Annotated in this window: 14 protein-coding genes, 1 pseudogene and 1 riboswitch; of the genes and pseudogenes, 7 read left to right on the forward strand and 8 right to left on the reverse strand. The window is 40.4% G+C overall.

Annotation, left to right across the window (positions count from 1 at the left end; translation table 11 throughout):
• Positions 1–121: 121 nt before the first annotated feature.
• Positions 122–1,012, reverse strand: a pseudogene (locus ACY8D0_RS17660) (transposase).
• A gap of 172 nt (positions 1,013–1,184) precedes the next feature.
• A complete protein-coding gene (locus ACY8D0_RS17665; protein WP_462411820.1) occupies positions 1,185–1,997 on the reverse strand; it encodes a YitT family protein in 813 nt (270 codons plus the stop codon).
• Positions 1,998–2,178: 181 nt separating this feature from the next.
• Positions 2,179–2,368: riboswitch (Lysine riboswitch) on the forward strand.
• Positions 2,369–2,604: 236 nt separating this feature from the next.
• On the opposite strand from ACY8D0_RS17665, the gene ACY8D0_RS17670 reads away from it, so the two are divergent.
• Positions 2,605–4,116, forward strand: coding sequence for an amino acid permease (locus tag ACY8D0_RS17670; protein WP_462411821.1), 1,512 nt, complete (start codon positions 2,605–2,607; stop codon positions 4,114–4,116).
• 248 nt (positions 4,117–4,364) lie between these two features.
• Here the strand turns inward: ACY8D0_RS17670 and asnS are convergent, their stop codons facing one another.
• Positions 4,365–5,756: an asparagine--tRNA ligase gene (asnS, locus tag ACY8D0_RS17675; protein WP_462411822.1), complete on the reverse strand. Its 1,392-nt coding sequence runs from the start codon at positions 5,754–5,756 to the stop codon at positions 4,365–4,367.
• A gap of 337 nt (positions 5,757–6,093) precedes the next feature.
• Between asnS and ACY8D0_RS17680 the strand changes: the two genes are divergently transcribed.
• The gene (locus tag ACY8D0_RS17680; protein WP_462411823.1) at positions 6,094–6,324 is read left to right on the forward strand and encodes a hypothetical protein; all 231 of its coding nucleotides are present in this window, start codon (positions 6,094–6,096) and stop codon (positions 6,322–6,324) included.
• Between the two features lie 34 nt (positions 6,325–6,358).
• Here the strand turns inward: ACY8D0_RS17680 and ACY8D0_RS17685 are convergent, their stop codons facing one another.
• Positions 6,359–6,844 (reverse strand): GNAT family N-acetyltransferase, encoded by a 486-nt coding sequence (locus ACY8D0_RS17685; RefSeq protein ID WP_462411824.1) that lies wholly within the window; start codon positions 6,842–6,844, stop codon positions 6,359–6,361.
• A gap of 124 nt (positions 6,845–6,968) precedes the next feature.
• On the opposite strand from ACY8D0_RS17685, the gene ACY8D0_RS17690 reads away from it, so the two are divergent.
• Complete coding sequence (locus tag ACY8D0_RS17690; RefSeq protein ID WP_462411825.1) at positions 6,969–7,109, forward strand: BA3454 family stress response protein; 141 nt, start codon at positions 6,969–6,971, stop codon at positions 7,107–7,109.
• A gap of 45 nt (positions 7,110–7,154) precedes the next feature.
• Here the strand turns inward: ACY8D0_RS17690 and helD are convergent, their stop codons facing one another.
• Complete coding sequence (helD, locus tag ACY8D0_RS17695; RefSeq protein ID WP_462411826.1) at positions 7,155–9,488, reverse strand: RNA polymerase recycling motor HelD; 2,334 nt, start codon at positions 9,486–9,488, stop codon at positions 7,155–7,157.
• A gap of 374 nt (positions 9,489–9,862) precedes the next feature.
• Between helD and ACY8D0_RS17700 the strand changes: the two genes are divergently transcribed.
• Positions 9,863–10,396, forward strand: coding sequence for a YceI family protein (locus ACY8D0_RS17700; protein WP_462411827.1), 534 nt, complete (start codon positions 9,863–9,865; stop codon positions 10,394–10,396).
• Positions 10,397–10,676: 280 nt separating this feature from the next.
• Here the strand turns inward: ACY8D0_RS17700 and ACY8D0_RS17705 are convergent, their stop codons facing one another.
• From ACY8D0_RS17705 to ACY8D0_RS17715, 3 genes are all read right to left on the reverse strand, one after another.
• Positions 10,677–12,179 (reverse strand): aminotransferase class V-fold PLP-dependent enzyme, encoded by a 1,503-nt coding sequence (locus tag ACY8D0_RS17705; RefSeq protein ID WP_462411828.1) that lies wholly within the window; start codon positions 12,177–12,179, stop codon positions 10,677–10,679.
• Positions 12,180–12,339: 160 nt separating this feature from the next.
• Positions 12,340–12,687, reverse strand: a complete 348-nt coding sequence (locus ACY8D0_RS17710; RefSeq protein WP_462411829.1) for a hypothetical protein — start codon at positions 12,685–12,687, stop codon at positions 12,340–12,342.
• A gap of 112 nt (positions 12,688–12,799) precedes the next feature.
• Positions 12,800–13,534 carry a polysaccharide deacetylase family protein gene (locus tag ACY8D0_RS17715; RefSeq protein ID WP_462411830.1) on the reverse strand — a complete coding sequence of 245 codons (735 nt, stop codon included), beginning with the start codon at positions 13,532–13,534 and terminating at the stop codon, positions 12,800–12,802.
• Between the two features lie 136 nt (positions 13,535–13,670).
• On the opposite strand from ACY8D0_RS17715, the gene ACY8D0_RS17720 reads away from it, so the two are divergent.
• The 3 genes from ACY8D0_RS17720 (at position 13,671) to ACY8D0_RS17730 (ending at position 16,211) form a co-directional block, all read left to right on the forward strand.
• The gene (locus ACY8D0_RS17720) at positions 13,671–14,459 is read left to right on the forward strand and encodes an HAD family hydrolase (protein WP_462411831.1); all 789 of its coding nucleotides are present in this window, start codon (positions 13,671–13,673) and stop codon (positions 14,457–14,459) included.
• A 232-nt stretch (positions 14,460–14,691) separates the two neighbouring features.
• Positions 14,692–15,627, forward strand: coding sequence for a MerR family transcriptional regulator (locus tag ACY8D0_RS17725; RefSeq protein ID WP_462411832.1), 936 nt, complete (start codon positions 14,692–14,694; stop codon positions 15,625–15,627).
• Positions 15,628–15,689: 62 nt separating this feature from the next.
• A complete protein-coding gene (locus tag ACY8D0_RS17730; protein WP_462411833.1) occupies positions 15,690–16,211 on the forward strand; it encodes a MerR family transcriptional regulator in 522 nt (173 codons plus the stop codon).
• Positions 16,212–16,415 lie beyond the last annotated feature (204 nt).

The following is a 16,415-nucleotide window of genomic DNA, read 5'->3' on the forward strand; positions in this document are numbered from 1 at the left end:
GCGGACCTTAGGGCGTGCCGGGGAGCCTCCTCGGCGCTTAGGCGCCTGCGGGGTCTCCCCTGCCCCGTACTCCCGCAGGAGTCTTCGCACCTTCCGCTCCAATCAACAGGGGAAAATAACTTTAAGTATTGCCACACACATTTTCCAGCTTGGTTAAGTGGGTGGCAATCTTTTTCATGTTCTGGCAGGCGGCAGTAAGAAGAGCCTGTTCGCTCGCCTTCTTTAATCCCCGTAACCGACAGTAGCGAAGCCCATGCAGCTCTTTTGAGTCTGCGAAGCTTCGCTCAATTTTTTCCTTCCTAAATTTATAAAGCATTTTTCCCGATTTAGATAAGCGATTTAATCTTACCTTTTCTTTGTGCTCCTCCCAAACATGTCGTGTTACGACTTTTACCTTATTTTTTGAACGCGTACATTGGGATAGAAGCGGGCAGTTCACACATTTCTTTGAATCAGACTTGTATTCTCTATAACCCTCACGGGTTGTTGTTTTGTACATTAACATATTCGCGAGTCTCTACTTCGACCTCTTTCTTTGAAAACTTGTTCTTATTTGCGTTTACCTATAAATGAGTAGAATCCGTAAATAAAACACGACCACCAACCATTTTGTGGTTCATTGCCTGTAGAACAATTTCATCAAAAATCTCCTGAAAATTATCTGTATCTTTAAAACGATGTTGGCGATTCCAACTGATTGTTGAATGATGGGGCACTGGGTCATGGAATTTCAAACCTAAGAACCAGCGGTAAGCGATATTCATTTTTATTTCTCTTTCTAATTATCGCTCGGAACGAATGCCGTAAATATATCCTATAAACATCATTTTAAAAAGAATAAGTGGATCAAGGGGCGCCCATTATCATCACTATAATAAGGACGTACTTTTTCTAGAAGAAACGAGAAATTAATATATTTATCAATTAAACGAAGAAGGTGATTGTCAGGAACCATTTCATCTATAGATACAAATTCATATTCGTTTTGAGAGGACTCTTTAGGTTTGAACATTGGGTTTCACCACTTTATTAATAATTTTGTTAATCATATTATAACAAATTAACGCGGTGAACAGTTAAAGTTAATGAACAAAATAAAGGACTGTCGAAGGTTTTTCGACAGCCTGTAACCCCAATAAATTGGGGTTATTTATTTGAGAACTTATTTTTTAATTAACCGAAAATCACGGGCTTGGCCTATGAAAAAGTCCCATCACTTCTATGGTTTCCGTAATATTGACAAATGCCTGGGGATCTACCTCTGCTATGAGATGTTTAACTTCATTCAATTCGTAACGGGAAATGACCGTAAATAAAACGTTGCGTTTATCATTTGAATAGCCGCCAATACCATCCATGATGGTTAACCCTCTATACAGATTACCCAATAAATGCTGTCTCATTTCCTGTCCTTTACCAGTGATAATCATTAAGGTCAGTTTCACATGGTCTGTGTAAATGGCATCTACCACTTTTCCAGTAACAAATATCGATACTAACGTATTCAGCGCTGAATCCCAATTAAACAAAAAGCCACTGATTAAAATGACGATCGCATTCATTGCAGAGAGTAATAAACCAATAGGAAAATCCCTCTTTCTTGAAATAATCATTCCAATAATGTCAAATCCCCCGGTGGAACCTGAACAGCGAAACACAATTCCAACACCCAGACCTGTTAAGGCTCCACCAAATATAGAAGACAGAATCTTGTCGTTCGCAATGGCATGAACGGGAACGAAGTATAAACCGAGCGAGATAATGATAACGGAAAGAATGGAATTCGTAATAAACCTTTTCCCCAGCATTTTATAGCCTATTACCAATAATGGCAAATTCAACAAAAAATTGGCCAGCCCCGTATTGAAAGGGGTAATCATCCCCAATATCATAGACACGCCGCTAAGTCCGCTACTTAAAATCTGGTGAGGAATTAAAAAAAGGTTGAAGCCCACTACAACAATAAGGGAGCCAATGATTAAACCAAGAAGCTGCAATGACTTTTTCCTCCTCCCGACAACTATAAAAAAATAATACAGATTCTCTCTTCATATGTAAATGAAATTATTTTTTAAATATAATAACCTAATTTGGTAAGATTCCACTGTTGACTTTTAAAAGGTATATTTTATACTATATAGGTATATTATTTCAATAAAAAAAATCCTCATCACAAACCGATGAGGTAGAGGTCGCGGTTTTTATTAGTAGATCGGGTGAGATGCAGAGACATCACGGACTCCGGTTGAAAGGAATAACCGCCGAAGTGTGCATTGGTCTCTGAAAGTGCATGCTGGGGCTGTATTCGAACAGGAACAGAACTGTCACGCTTTGTCCTACCGGCAAAGTGTGTTGAGCTATCTTTCGGAAGGTATGATGCGGGTATGAAACCATGCCATCGATATGTTTCGTTGGCATTTTTTATTCCCAACTCCTTCCTAGAAAAGCGCGCAAGCACCCTGGACAGCCCTCCCACTGAGATAAAGGAAACACGAAGAGCGTAGTGCATTCGTGCTTGACTTATCGTAAGGCGGAGAGCGAAGGACACTAGATGCTAGGGCGCTGGAGCTAGACAATACTAAAAGTCAAAAAGGAGTTTCAATCATGAATACAACTAAAAATAATTCATCACCTGGTGTATTAACAGGAAATAGAGAGCAGGATGAATTAAGAAGGAGCTTGAAATCCCGTCACCTGACTATGATTTCACTCGGAGGAACCATCGGTACCGGTCTGTTTCTGGCCAGCGGCGGTGCCATTCATACGGCCGGGCCTGGAGGAGCCATTTTATCTTATCTTGTAATCGGAATCATGGTTTACTTTTTAATGCAGAGTTTAGCAGAAATGGCGGCCTACATGCCGGTTGCCGGAAGTTTCAGCACCTACGCGACCAAGTTTGTCGACCCTGCATTAGGTTTTGCTCTTGGATGGAATTATTGGTATAACTGGGCAATCACCATTGCCGCGGAACTGTCCGCTGTCACCATGATCATGAAATTCTGGTTCCCGGATTCCCCTTCATTGCTATGGAGCAGTATTTTTCTTGTAATAATGTTCCTGCTAAACTATCTATCTGTTAAAGGGTTTGGCGAAGCAGAATATTGGTTCTCGCTTATTAAAGTAGTAACTGTCATTCTGTTTGTCATTGTTGGCCTGCTTATGATTTTTGGAATTTTTGGGGGCCAGACCGTCGGCTTTAAAAATTTCACCATGGGTGATGCCCCATTCCACGGCGGTTTTATGGCTATGTTAGGTATCTTTATGGCTGCAGGCTTTTCTTTCCAAGGAACAGAGCTGTTGGGGGTAGCAGCGGGTGAAACAGATGACCCCAAAAAATCTATTCCCAAAGCAGTAAAATCTGTATTTTGGCGGATTCTATTATTCTATATTTTGGCCATTTTCGTTATTGGACTTTTGATTCCATTTACAAACGGGGACCTATCGAACAACGATGTGTCTGTCAGTCCGTTTACGCTTGTTTTTAAAAAGGCCGGGATTGCATTCGCAGCCTCTGTGATGAATTCTGTCATTTTGACAGCCGTGCTTTCGGCTGGAAACTCAGGGATGTACGCATCCACCCGGATGCTTTGGGATTTAGCACGCCAAGGAAAGGCGCCGAAATTCCTTGGAAAATTAAATAAACGGGGCGTACCTGTCAATGCCTTAATCGCCACCTCCTTGGTGGGCACACTAGCGTTTTTGGCTTCTTTGTTTGGAGACGGCACGGTCTATGTGTGGCTGTTGAATGCCTCGGGTATGTCAGGGTTTATTGCATGGCTCGGAATTGCAATATGCCATTATCGTTTCCGCCGTGCCTACACCGCACAAGGAATGGATATAAATTCGCTGCCTTTTAAGTCAAAATTATTCCCGTTCGGTCCGGTTTTTGCCTTTGTCGTTTGTGGTATTGTCGTGCTGGGGCAAAATTATTCTGCTTTTATGGGAGACCAAATAGATTGGAACGGAGTATTCGTGTCCTACATTGGAATACCACTTTTCCTTATTTTGTGGTTAGGCTATAAATTCATCAATAAAACAAAACTCATTCCGTTAGATCAATGTGATTTACATGTTGATTCCAAGGAAATAGAAGAGGAAAAAGAATACAGTGCATAATCAACAGGCTCCTGAGATACAGGAGCCTGTTTTAAATAGAAGGCTCTGTTAAAGGATATTGTAGATTTTTTTAACTCCGTTGATATCGGAGCAGACAAGCCCGACTCTTGTGAGAGTACGGGCTGGAGAGCCTCCCCGGCAACGCCCGCGCGGGTTCGCTGAGCGTCTTTCTCTGCAAACAACAGCCAAATTTAAAAGGGCAAAATAGAAAAAACAGACTCTAAACTAGAGTCTGTCTCCTTTAACAATTAGAATTCCGCATTTCCAGGTGTCCGCGGGAATGGAATGACGTCCCTGATATTGCTCATCCCTGTCAGATACATAATCAGGCGTTCAAATCCAAGTCCATAACCTGAATGCTTCGTGCCTCCATATTTTCTTAACTCCAGATACCACCAATAATCCTGTTCATTCATACCAAGCTCTTTAATTTTTGAGGCAAGAACATCCTCTCGTTCTTCACGCTGGCTGCCCCCTACAAGCTCTCCAATTCCCGGTACCAACAGGTCTGTAGCGGCTACAGTTTTGTTATCTTCATTCAAGCGCATATAAAATGCCTTAATCTCTTTTGGATAGTCGGTGACAAACACAGGCTTCTTGAAGATTTTTTCACACAAATAACGTTCGTGCTCGGTTTGCAAGTCTGCGCCCCACTCTATCGGGTAATCAAATTTTTCACCGGATTGTTTCAACAACTCAATCGCTTCCGTGTAAGTAACACGTCCAAACTCCGCTGTGTGGGCATTGTTTAACCGGTCCAGCAAACCCTTCTCCACAAAGCTGTTAAAGAAATTCATCTCTTCCGGCGCCTGCTCGAGTACATATCCGATTACATATTTTACCATATTTTCGCCTAGATCCATGATATCCGGCAACTCGGCGAATGCAACTTCCGGCTCAATCATCCAAAACTCAGCCGCATGTCGGGCTGTGTTGGAATTTTCCGCTCTGAATGTAGGGCCAAATGTATAGACATTTCTAAACGCCAAGGCAAAAGCTTCAGCAGAAAGCTGCCCGCTTACGGTTAAATTGCTCTCTTTGCCAAAAAAGTCTTTAGATGCATCTGTTTTGCCTTCTTCGTTTTTAGGCAGGTTATCCATGTCCAAAGTGGTTACTCTAAACATTTCTCCAGCACCCTCCGTATCACTTCCGGTGATAATCGGTGAGTGGACATAAACAAAGCCTTGCTCTTGGAAAAACTTATGTATCGCATAGGCCGCTAACGATCTGATACGAAAAACAGCAGCAAACGTATTAGTTCTTGGCCGCAGGTGGGCAATGGTTCTCAAGTATTCAAAGGTATGCCGTTTCTTTTGCAGCGGATAGTCGGCATTGGAAGAGCCTTCGATCGAAATTGACGTTGCTTTGATCTCAAAAGGCTGTTTGGCTTGAGGTGTGTGGATAAAATCCCCTACAACCTTGATGGATGAACTGATTGGCAGTTTCGCGATTTCTTTAAAATTGTCTAATTGTTCGTCAAAAACGATTTGGACGCTTTTAAAGAAGCTCCCATCATTTAACTCAATGAAACCAAAAGTTTTCGAATCACGAATAGTGCGGATCCACCCGGATACCTGGATTGGTTGGCCGATAAAACTTTCAGTATTTCTGTACAATTCTTTCACTAAGGATTGTTTCATGATTTCCCTCCTAAAACATACGGATAAAAGTTCCCAGCATTAAAGAGTGTAAAACTTTTTGCAAACCGCTAAGCCCAATAACAAAAAACCTCCCATCCCCATGGGAAGAAAGGTAAATTTCCCTTGTTTTACCGCATGATTTATCCCTTCCATATTATATATAAATCGCCGCCAATAAGCAATATTCAACAAACCAACCTCGGCTTCACCACATATCCAGAAAAAAAGCAGTTCTCCCGTTATCTTTTTTAAAAATTTTCAGAATTTTGGCAGGTAATTATAAGAATTGGTCGAAATAATAGTTATTGATTCGATTCTTGCTTAAGGGGTGCCGGCCGTGGACAAAGTCACTTGTATTGCCTATCTTCTTTACAACTCTTCCAAGGATCAATGCATCAAAGAAAAGGCCATTCAATTACTGAATGGCGATGTATCTATTCGGGATTTAAAAAGGGATGTGTCCTTGCAAGCCAACGTGGCGTTTGCTGAATCTTTATTGAAAAAAAACAAAATTGATAAAAACCAAGTGCAACGGTTTGCAGATCAATTTATGATTGTCGAGGTTTAAGCTTCCATTTGGAAGTTTTTTTATAACCTTTACATTATGATGCGGGCTTTTCATCCGTGCAATATTTTTGATAACACAAAATTTCAGTACCATTTTCCATCATAGATGTGTTATAATAGATGAACCCTAATCTCTCCCAAAACTGTTTTGCTTTTAGGTTTTCTTTTATCACACCAATTCGAACCGTATCGAAACCCCGTTTCATCATTTCATTTTCAAATAGCGCATAAGCCTGCTCCCCAAATTCAAACCCTTGATAATCAGCATGAATCATAAGCAGGCCGAGCCAAGGAAAATGATCTTTTGGATTTTCTTCCAAGTAATCCAAAACTCCAATATAGGTATCATCCAGTTTAATAAAGTTACTCTTTGTTTTAGAGTTTATGAACTCTTCTTCCATGTCAACAAGATTCCTAACCGGGTTACCATTTTCCAATACATTATAGGCTTGATTGGAATTGACAATTTCAAGCGCTATATATAATGTCTCTTTTCCTATTTCTTCAAAGTACATGGCCATGTCGCTTAACTCCTCTTTTTTAATTCATTATAGCAACTTGAACAACAATATGATTTGTTTCACCGACAAAATTTTGTATTTTTTTATCATTCGATATATCTAAAAAAGAAAGGTGATAGATAATATGGTTCAAATAGAAGTCATGATTCAATTTGAAGGAAAAGTATATTTAACGAACGTAATTACTGACGGGAACACATCGGACGAAGAAATTCAACGCTTGGCTTATGAACAAGTCCAAAAGCAATGGAGAATTCAAAAATGACATAGAAAAAACTGTATGGGGCCCTACCCATACAGTTTTTTATTTTCAAAGGTATTTCTTCAACACGTAGGTATCCTTAAACACCTGCTCCATTAATGGGGTTATCCCGGCTGTTGCCAGCAAGTGAAGTTCATGCATTGCCCTTGTGCAGACGGTATAGAAAAGTTTCCTTTCCCGTTCGCTTTGGTATTGTGAGATGTCATAAAGAATGACAGCATCAAATTCAATCCCCTTGGCGAGATAAGACGGAATCACCAGAATACCTTTTTCATATGAAAGAGTTCCCTTTTCAATTAGGTGGGCTGCTATTTCCTGCTTGGTGGCTTCATATGCCCTGTAACTCTCCCCAGCGGTTCTGCAAATGATTGCGATTGTCCGATGGCCTTCCTGTTGGAGCTCCCTTACTTTGTTGATAACTAAACGATTTAAGGCACCTTCATTCACCATTGTCAAAGTCGGTTTACTCCCGTATCGATTAAATGGCTCGATGGCCTCTCCCCCTGCTATTAGCCCTTTTGTGAAATTGACGATTTCTTTCGTGGAACGATAGGTCTTGGTTAATACAAAAGTTTCAATCTCTTCTTCCGAAGTGGCAAGGTCTGTTAATACTGTTCCAGACCCTGTTGCACCCGAAAAAATTGCTTGATTAAAGTCGCCTAATAAAGTCATTTTGCTATAGGGAAATAACCTTTGTATAAAGGCAAACTGAAACGGAGTATAGTCCTGTGCCTCATCCACAAAAATATGGCGAATGCCTGTATTCGACTTTCGTCCCTCCAACAAATCCTCCAAATAAACAAATGGCGTAGCATCCTCATAAGGAACAACAAACCGATTAAACTGATCGGTCGTTTGCCGGCAAATATCCTCCCAATCTGGCGGCAAATCCTCAACACCTTCCTGTTTGCGTTCAAATAATTGCAGGTATATTTTCCGCAGGTCGAGGAACTTCAATTGTTTTACGGCTCTAAATAATGGTTTAAATTTTTGTTTGACCACCATTTCAGTGAGAAACCTTTGCTCAAGTTCAAAATCATCAAATGAATTCTCAGTATATTGGTTTTTGGATTGAAGCTGTTTATAAGCCTCCATATAGTCTTCTTTTTCAAGAAATTGAATTTCTTCTTCCACCCATTCCCTCGACCGCTCCCGTTTCATTGATCGTCTTAATTCTTTTTTCAGCCACTCCTGGACCAATTGCAGCCGATTAGGGATGGTTATGCTTTTATCCAATGAATAAAAGTATTCACCTATTTCTTTATTGGAGATAATCACATCCCCTCTAAAGCTAAAATCCTTAAAGAGGAGCCCATTTTCTGATAATTCACCCACATATCGGTCAATAATATCCTTAAAGCCAAGACTCGCCTTATAGCGAATCCCATTTATTCTTGTTTGATAACCCGCCTGTTCCTCACCGCTCAATAAATACTCCATTTGCATGAACGGGTCTTCAATGTGGAAATCCCTTCCAATTCGTAAATTTAAATACTCTTGGAAGGTGGATTGCTGCATATTTTCCTCACCAAGTTCAGGAAGCACCGTGGCCACATAGCTGTTAAATAAAGGGTTCGGTGAAAACAACATGATATTTTCCGAATTTATTGTTCCTCGATAACGATACAACAGATAGGCAACCCGCTGCAGGGCAGCGGATGTCTTTCCACTGCCGGCGACGCCTTGAACAATTAATATTTTACTTCGTTCATTTCGGATAATGGCATTTTGCTCACGTTGGATCGTGGCCACAATACTTTTCATTTGGGTACTGGCATTGTTTCCGAGTACCTCTTGCAGCATCTCATCCCCAATGGTTACACCCGTATCAAACATTCCTTTAATTTCAGCGGCTCTAATGATAAATTGTCTCTTTAATTCCATTTCTCCATTAATGAGACCTTCAGGTGTTTGATAACTGGCAGGACCCGGAGAATAATCGTAATATAGGCTGGAAATAGGCGCGCGCCAATCGTAGATTAAAAAATTCTCTTCCTGTTCATCCATGAAGGATGCAATTCCAAGGTAGACTTGGTCCGGAGAAGTCTCCCCTTCCTCCAAAAAATCAATTCTTCCAAAGTATGGAGAGTACTTTAACCTTGCAAGAGTGTCGAGTTGTTTGTCCAGCTGACGGTGCGTGCGTTCCCGCTCAGATAACAATTCGGCCTGCTGTTTAATGCTTGCCGCGGTTTCTATTACATCATCCGGTTCATCTAAATTGACGGTTACATCCTGCCAAAAGCTTTTTCTAATCTCGAGGACATCAGAGTTTACCTTACTTGTATTTCGTTTGAGCTTTTGGATTTTTTTATTCACTTCTTCAACTACATTTTCTACCCGGTCTTGCTCCAGCCGCCAGTCTTTGTTTTGTAAGTCACTCATATAACCACTCCTCGAAAAATTTTAGCAAACTGTTTGACAAATAGAATGAAAATGTGATAACATTATAATAGGGATTTTATACATTTCAAACAGAAAATGACATACAATGCCAAATGTCATTTTATCACTTCCCGTGTTATTTTACAACATTATATTTTTACTTATCACTCAAAAACGCCAAAATAGGCGTTTTTTTTGTTATTGCGTATCTGTATTCCAGGGCTGGCTGATATAGTTGTAGTATTTGAAAACTTATCAAAAAAATTAATAAAAAAACAATTGACATTCTGCCGGTACCCCCACTATAATTTATCTTGAATTAAGTTATTTTAAAATCAAGATAAATACTTTCGAAACAAAGGGAGAGATTTCTTATGACAACAACTAAATGGGTATTAGACCCTGCGCACAGCAGTGTAGATTTTTCAGTCCGCCACATGATGATTGCAAACGTAAAAGGATCATTTAACAGCTTTAACGCTGTAATCGAAGCTGATCCAACCGATTTGACTACAGCCTCCATCGAGTTTACCATTGAAACCTCCAGTGTTGACACACGTAACGCTGACCGTGATGCACACTTGGTTTCAGCCGACTTCTTTGATGTTGAAAACTATCCAACCATGACTTTCAAAGCTGCTAATATCGAAAAAACAGACGAAGGTGAATACAAAGTAACCGGCGATTTAACTCTTCGTGGTGTCACGAAACAAGAAACATTCGCTGTTACTTTTGAAGGACAAGGAAAAGACCCATGGGGAAATGAAAAAGCAGGGTTCAGCGCAAACGGTTCTTTAAACCGTTCTGACTATGGCTTAGTATGGAATGCTGCCCTTGAAACTGGCGGAGTATTAGTCGGAGACAAAATAAAAGTCAATCTTCAAATTCAAGCAGCTAAGGCAGAATAAATTCCTTTACCAAAAGAGCGGGTGTCCCAAAAGTATTACTTTAGGGGCACCCGCTTTTGATTATCCGTTATTTTGAAACTGGTCTGTTGATTTCGGTTTCAGGCGCTTCGCGGACCTTAGGGCGTGCAAGGGGCCAACTCGTCGCTTGTGCTCCTTCGGGGCCTCCCCTGCCCCGCACCTGCATGAGTTTGCACGCCTTCCACTTCAATCAACAGAGTGTTATAACGAAGTGCACTGAGAGCTATGGTTGAATATTACCACTTTTTTTATTTTAAACAATTTATTCAACACGAAAAAAGGATTCCATGTTTTCTCTTTTAAATTTGATAAAGAAATAATCGTTACTAACAGGGTCATATCGATAATCGTGTTTCCAATGGTCAATGTTTTCAGTGATTTCTTTTAGTGCATGAACAAACCATTTAATCTCTTCATTAGTCATAATCGGATGTACCGAAAATCGGACCCATCCAGGTTTTGCTGATAAATCCCCCTGGTTAATTTGATCTGTAATTTGTTTCGAGGCTTCCTTGTTAATATTCAACAGATAATGCCCATATGTTCCGGCACATGAACACCCCCCTCTTACTTGAATTCCATACCTGTCATTAAGGAGGCGGACAATCAGATTGTAATGAATATCCTCAATATAAAAAGAGACGATTCCCAAACGGTCTTTGAGATGCCCCTCTAACACATGAAGTTTCGGAAACTTTTCCAGCTCCCTCAGTATAAAGGAAGTCTGTTGCTTTTCCCGTTTTAATATATTTTCAATTCCCATCGTCTCTTTTAATTTCAAGCACAACGCAGTACGAATGGCTTGAAGAATTCCAGGGGTCCCGCCATCCTCCCGAAGTTCAATGTCTTTGTAATATTGGTGTTCGCCCCAAGGATTGGTCCAAGCTACCGTTCCCCCTCCCGGGTGGTCCGGCACTTGGTTCTTATACATTCTTGAATCAAAAACCACTACACCGCTTGTACCTGGTCCCCCCAAAAACTTGTGAGGTGAAAAGAACACCGCATCCAGTCTCTCCAAAGGATCCTTAGGGTGCATATTGATTTTGACATAGGGCGCCGAAGCGGCAAAATCCACCAAACAGATGCCTCCGTTCTGATGCATGATTCTGGCCAGTTGATGATAAGGGGTTTGAATCCCAGTCACATTTGAACAAGCGGTAAATGCCCCGATTTTTAACGGGCGGTCTCTATAGGAGCTCAAACATTGTTCCAAATGGCCGATATCAACAAAACCGGATGAATCGGGGTTTATTTTTACCACATCCGCTATGGTTTCCAGCCAAGAGGTTTGATTCGAATGATGCTCCATATGGGTGATAAAAACTACCGGGCGCTCTTTTTCTGTTAACCGAAGCTGGTCCTTCCAACGCTCATGAACCCGCAGACCCAGGATGCGCTGAAATTTGCTCATTACAGATGTCATCCCAAACCCATCCAGTACCACAACATCATGGGGGTCCGCATTCACATGTTCTTTAATAATCTGTTTGGCTCCATGGTACAGTCCTGTCATCATTAAACTGGTTATATTGGATTCCGTATGGGTATTGGCCATATATGGTCCAAAAACCTCGGTGATTTTTTGTTCAATAGGACGGTACAACCGGCCGCTGGCTGTCCAGTCCGCATAGATAATCTCCTTATGACCATAGGGGGACTCAAATGTTTGCCCAATCCCAATAACCTGGGAGCGAAAGGCTTTAAAGTATGCTTCAAGATCTTCCGGTACCCGGAAGGATCTCGTTCCTATCTTTGCGGTGATCATATTTACCACCCCGTCATATATGTGTCTTAATTATTACTATATGCAAGGGGTATTTTCGTGTATCTAATAAAAAGGTTGCATCTTCCTCTTGAGCGGTTACAAATCAAAATAAAAAATCCCGCTTTCCGGCGGGCTCTCAATAAACTGTTATGGATATTAATTAAAAAGTGGTGATTTTAACAGACTCCTTGCGGTTTACCTCATCAATTTTTTGGACAAACATTTGAAAGACTCTCTTTTTCTCTTCCAGGTCGCGTATGTATTCTTTTAATTGATTATAGTTTTCCTCAAACGGTTTATGGTACATTTCCCTAATCCTCTCGATAATTTCCTCATTGACAGTCGACTGAATCACTTGCTTGGTAATGCCGTATTTATAGGAATACACCTTCAATTCTTGTGCTACCTGTTCGTATTCTTTTTCAATTTCATCAAGGACTTTGTGTATATCCTCTTTCCATTCCTCTAACGATTTTTGAACATATGATTTCACTACAGTATCTTCCATGTATCCCCCACCCGTGTAATCAACTTTTGCTTTAATGATTATTTTAGCAAAATTAGATTACACGGAAGTTTCGGAATGATTACATTGGATTTTCATATCCGCTATATTTTTCTTACTGAATCTGGACTATTTTGCTAAAATCACTCAAGGTTGTGGAGTATTTAATATAGGTTCTGGGCAATTGGTAGTACTCATCTTTTATTCCTTTTTTTATATACGGTCCGGGTGTGGTGGTCAGGCCGAACAGATAATATTTTTTCACCTGTTCGATTACCCGGTTATTATAATTGCCATATGGATAAGACAGTGCCGTGATGGGTTTGCCTGTCACTTTTTCAATCTTTTGCTTGGATTGCTTCAGTTCTTCCTCTAAATTGACAACTGCAGTCAAATCCGGATGCGTTGCGGTATGGGACTGGATTGAGAACATACCCGAATTGGCAAGCATTTGTATATCTCCTGCTGTCAATCGATTGGGTCGTCCAATAAAATCAGAAATGACAAAGATCGTCGCAGCCGGCAGGAATCTGTCTGTTTTAAGCTTCTTGAAAATCTTATAGGCTTCTAGGTTATTTTTATATCCATCATCAAAAGTGACCAAAATAGGTTTTTCAACTTGTTCCGTCTCCTGCCAGCTCTCGAAGGTCAGCATCGTATACCCATTGTCCCGCAAAAAGCGCATTTGCAATTCAAAATTTTCCGGTGTTACGTATAACTCCTTCTGACCGTGACCGGTAAATTCCGCAATTGAATGATAGACAAGAATCGGGACTTTTTCCGCAGCATGTGCCGAATCTGAAAATCCTAATATCCCCCAAGCTAAAACACCCATTAACAATAGCTTCATTGAAACCCTACCTTCCTGATTGTTAATGGTATTATTCCTCCTTTGAATAATTCCTAACCTTGGTCACTAACCAATAAATTATTGCAAATAGAATTTCATGATAAACTAGACATAGCAAACTATAAGGAGAACTCTCATGACAGAATACAAAATTTTATTTTTAGACGTGGATGGGACGATTTTACCCCCAGACCATATCATTCAGGATTCAACCAAGGATGCGATCCGCCAAGTCCAATCCAAGGGGATTGAAGTGTTTATTGCGACCGGTAGACCTCTCCATGAAATGGATGACCTGGCCCGGCAATTAAACGTAAATAGCTTCATAGGCTACAACGGAGCTTATGCCACCTATCGGGGACAGGACCTGTACCAGGAGCCATTGGACGAGTCAGCCGTTAAACAATTTTTAAAAATTGCAAAGGAAAACCGACATGAAGCGGTTTTATATACGAACAGCAAAAATGTTTTTACGGATTTGCATTCCCCCATTTTGGAGGAATTCATCGAAGTGTTTGCTCTTCGCAAGAATGGAGCCTACACCCCTACTATTGATGCTCATGTGTTGGGGATGACCTTAGTCAACTTAAAGCCGGAAGATACGGTTCTTTACCAAAACGATGCCGGAATTCGCTTGTCCCAAGTAAACATAGGAAGTATGCTGCACTGTTACGATGTGATCCACGACAAGGTCAATAAAGGGTACGGAGTTGAACTTGTGTTACAGCACCTTGGAATTGATAAGGAAAGTTCAATTGCCTTTGGGGATGGGATGAATGATAAGGAGATGCTACTAAGCGTCGGGGAAAGTTTTGCAATGGGAAACAGCCATCCAGACCTTTTTCCATTTGCCAAACATACAACCACAGATGTATCTGAGTCAGGTATTTATAATGGTTTAAAAAAAATTGGCTTAGTAGAATAGTGATTCACACAAAAGAGGATGATTCCACAAGAGTTATCCTCTTTTTTTTTCGCAAAATTAAACATATCCATTGTTTTTTCGGCAAACAATCCTAATTTGAAGGAAAATGTTGTTATTTCATGATTACAGTCTTGTTTTGATAGCTTTTGTCAAGTGGCAGGAAAACACACTATACAATGGTGAATAATTCTAAGAACAGATATTCCGAGATAAATAGAAAGGAATGATGGATATGAAATCCTATACACTTAAAGAAGCAGCAAAAAAAATAAATGTAACACCTGGGACGATCCGGCAGTGGGAAAAGGATTTATCAGGTTTACTTGAAATTCCGCGTTCCAAACAGGGTGCAAGGATTTACACTGTCACGGAGCTTAAACTATTGAAAGAAATTAAAGACCTATATTCCCAAAAATTATCAAAGGAGCGGATCCGGCAAACTCTAAATGGCAATGAGTCACCAGTTGAAACAATTGATACACAAGAATCAGAAATCCCCTTGGAGGAATATGCCCCTCCAACGGAAATTACATTAGAGGAATATAATATTCCGACGGAAATCGCTTTGGAAGTTATTTCCGAACCAACACAGCCTTCCGAATTGGAATTATCTCCAACCAACACCAGCATGTTTTTTGAAGCCATGGATACGTATTCCAAGAATTTCTTGAATGAGGTAAAGGAGGAAATACGGAACACGGTTCGCAAAGAAGTCATTGACGAGGTAAAAAAGGAAATCTCAAAAGGCAGCTTGGTTACCGTAAAAACGATATCGGATTCTGTTTACAAATCAACAGCCAATACCAAAGAAGAAATTCAGGAGCTCTCAAAATCAATCCATAAGGCATCTGAGATAACAGCTGATAGAATCCAATACCTCTCCAAGAGTATCCAAAATGTTTCCATCGAGACATATGAAGAAATTTTCAACCTTTCTAGACAACTTGAAGGTACGACCGAAGAAATTTCAAAGCATCTGGACCATACCAGCAACGAGATATATCAACTAACAGAAACTCTTTCGCAAGACAGGGATTACTTTATGGAAGAACGTGAGCAATACCGTCGGGATATTAAGCAAAGGGAAGCAGCCTTTCAGGAAATGCTAACAAACTTTCGGGATGTTGCAGCCACTAGGGAAAAGAAGTGGTGGAAATTTTGGGCATAAACTAAGCCTACCGTTACTCGTCACTCGTGTTTTGGGCCATTTTAACAAGTGGAGGTTTGCTCATGAATACAGGTGAGGTGGCAAAATTATTAGGCGTTTCCGTCAGCACAATCCAGCGTTGGATTAAGCAGTTGGATTTACCAATGGAGCGCAACGATCGAGGGCATTATCACTTTCAAGAAGAGGATATTAAGCTGTTTAAAAAAATCCATGACCAACTGCAAAATGGGGTATTATTACACGAAATTGCTCCCCCAAAGGAAAAGAAAATCGCCAGACGGGGAACTATTAAAACAGCTGAAACAAATGAAGCATTTGAACTTTTAGTAACAAAAATGAAGCAATTAGAAACCGAATTAACGGGAAAGGCTGACTCGGTTGTATCGTATCAATTACTGCAGCATCGGCGTGAATTGGAAGAATTGCAAAATCAAGTGACAGAATTACAGCAGCAAATGGAACTCCTCAAATTAGAGCTAGCTGAAATGAAAGAAACCTCACAACCGGAAAAATCAATGGTGTTAAACAACGGAAAGGTAAAGCGGAAGAAGAAAAACTTTGTAAGTTCCCTGTTTGGATTTTAATATTAAACAAAGCCGGCTGGACACTATATGTCCAGCTATATTTATTTTATGATAGGTTCCCCTGAAAATAAGCGAGTTTAAAATAATGAATAAACATTTATGACAAGTTGGCTTATTTTCATCCCCCATGGTGCAAAAAAATTTTTTGTATGGGTGTCTCTGTTAAACGATAGGTTGTTTATTGTAACTCTGTTGATTGGAGCG

This window comes from Neobacillus camarae (genome assembly GCF_054950115.1).

What these genes read in the sequence shown, in the direction of transcription:
- ACY8D0_RS17715 (WP_462411830.1), bottom strand. Translation starts at nt 13,534, where the DNA reads ATGAAGCTATTGTTAATGGGTGTTTTAGCTTGGGGGATATTAGGATTT.
- ACY8D0_RS17725 (WP_462411832.1), top strand. Translation starts at nt 14,692, where the DNA reads ATGAAATCCTATACACTTAAAGAAGCAGCAAAAAAAATAAATGTAACA.
- ACY8D0_RS17710 (WP_462411829.1), bottom strand. Translation starts at nt 12,687, where the DNA reads ATGGAAGATACTGTAGTGAAATCATATGTTCAAAAATCGTTAGAGGAA.
- ACY8D0_RS17730 (WP_462411833.1), top strand. Translation starts at nt 15,690, where the DNA reads ATGAATACAGGTGAGGTGGCAAAATTATTAGGCGTTTCCGTCAGCACA.
- ACY8D0_RS17670 (WP_462411821.1), top strand. Translation starts at nt 2,605, where the DNA reads ATGAATACAACTAAAAATAATTCATCACCTGGTGTATTAACAGGAAAT.
- ACY8D0_RS17700 (WP_462411827.1), top strand. Translation starts at nt 9,863, where the DNA reads ATGACAACAACTAAATGGGTATTAGACCCTGCGCACAGCAGTGTAGAT.
- ACY8D0_RS17690 (WP_462411825.1), top strand. Translation starts at nt 6,969, where the DNA reads ATGGTTCAAATAGAAGTCATGATTCAATTTGAAGGAAAAGTATATTTA.
- asnS (WP_462411822.1), bottom strand. Translation starts at nt 5,756, where the DNA reads ATGAAACAATCCTTAGTGAAAGAATTGTACAGAAATACTGAAAGTTTT.
- helD (WP_462411826.1), bottom strand. Translation starts at nt 9,488, where the DNA reads ATGAGTGACTTACAAAACAAAGACTGGCGGCTGGAGCAAGACCGGGTA.
- ACY8D0_RS17685 (WP_462411824.1), bottom strand. Translation starts at nt 6,844, where the DNA reads ATGGCCATGTACTTTGAAGAAATAGGAAAAGAGACATTATATATAGCG.
- ACY8D0_RS17705 (WP_462411828.1), bottom strand. Translation starts at nt 12,179, where the DNA reads ATGATCACCGCAAAGATAGGAACGAGATCCTTCCGGGTACCGGAAGAT.
- ACY8D0_RS17720 (WP_462411831.1), top strand. Translation starts at nt 13,671, where the DNA reads ATGACAGAATACAAAATTTTATTTTTAGACGTGGATGGGACGATTTTA.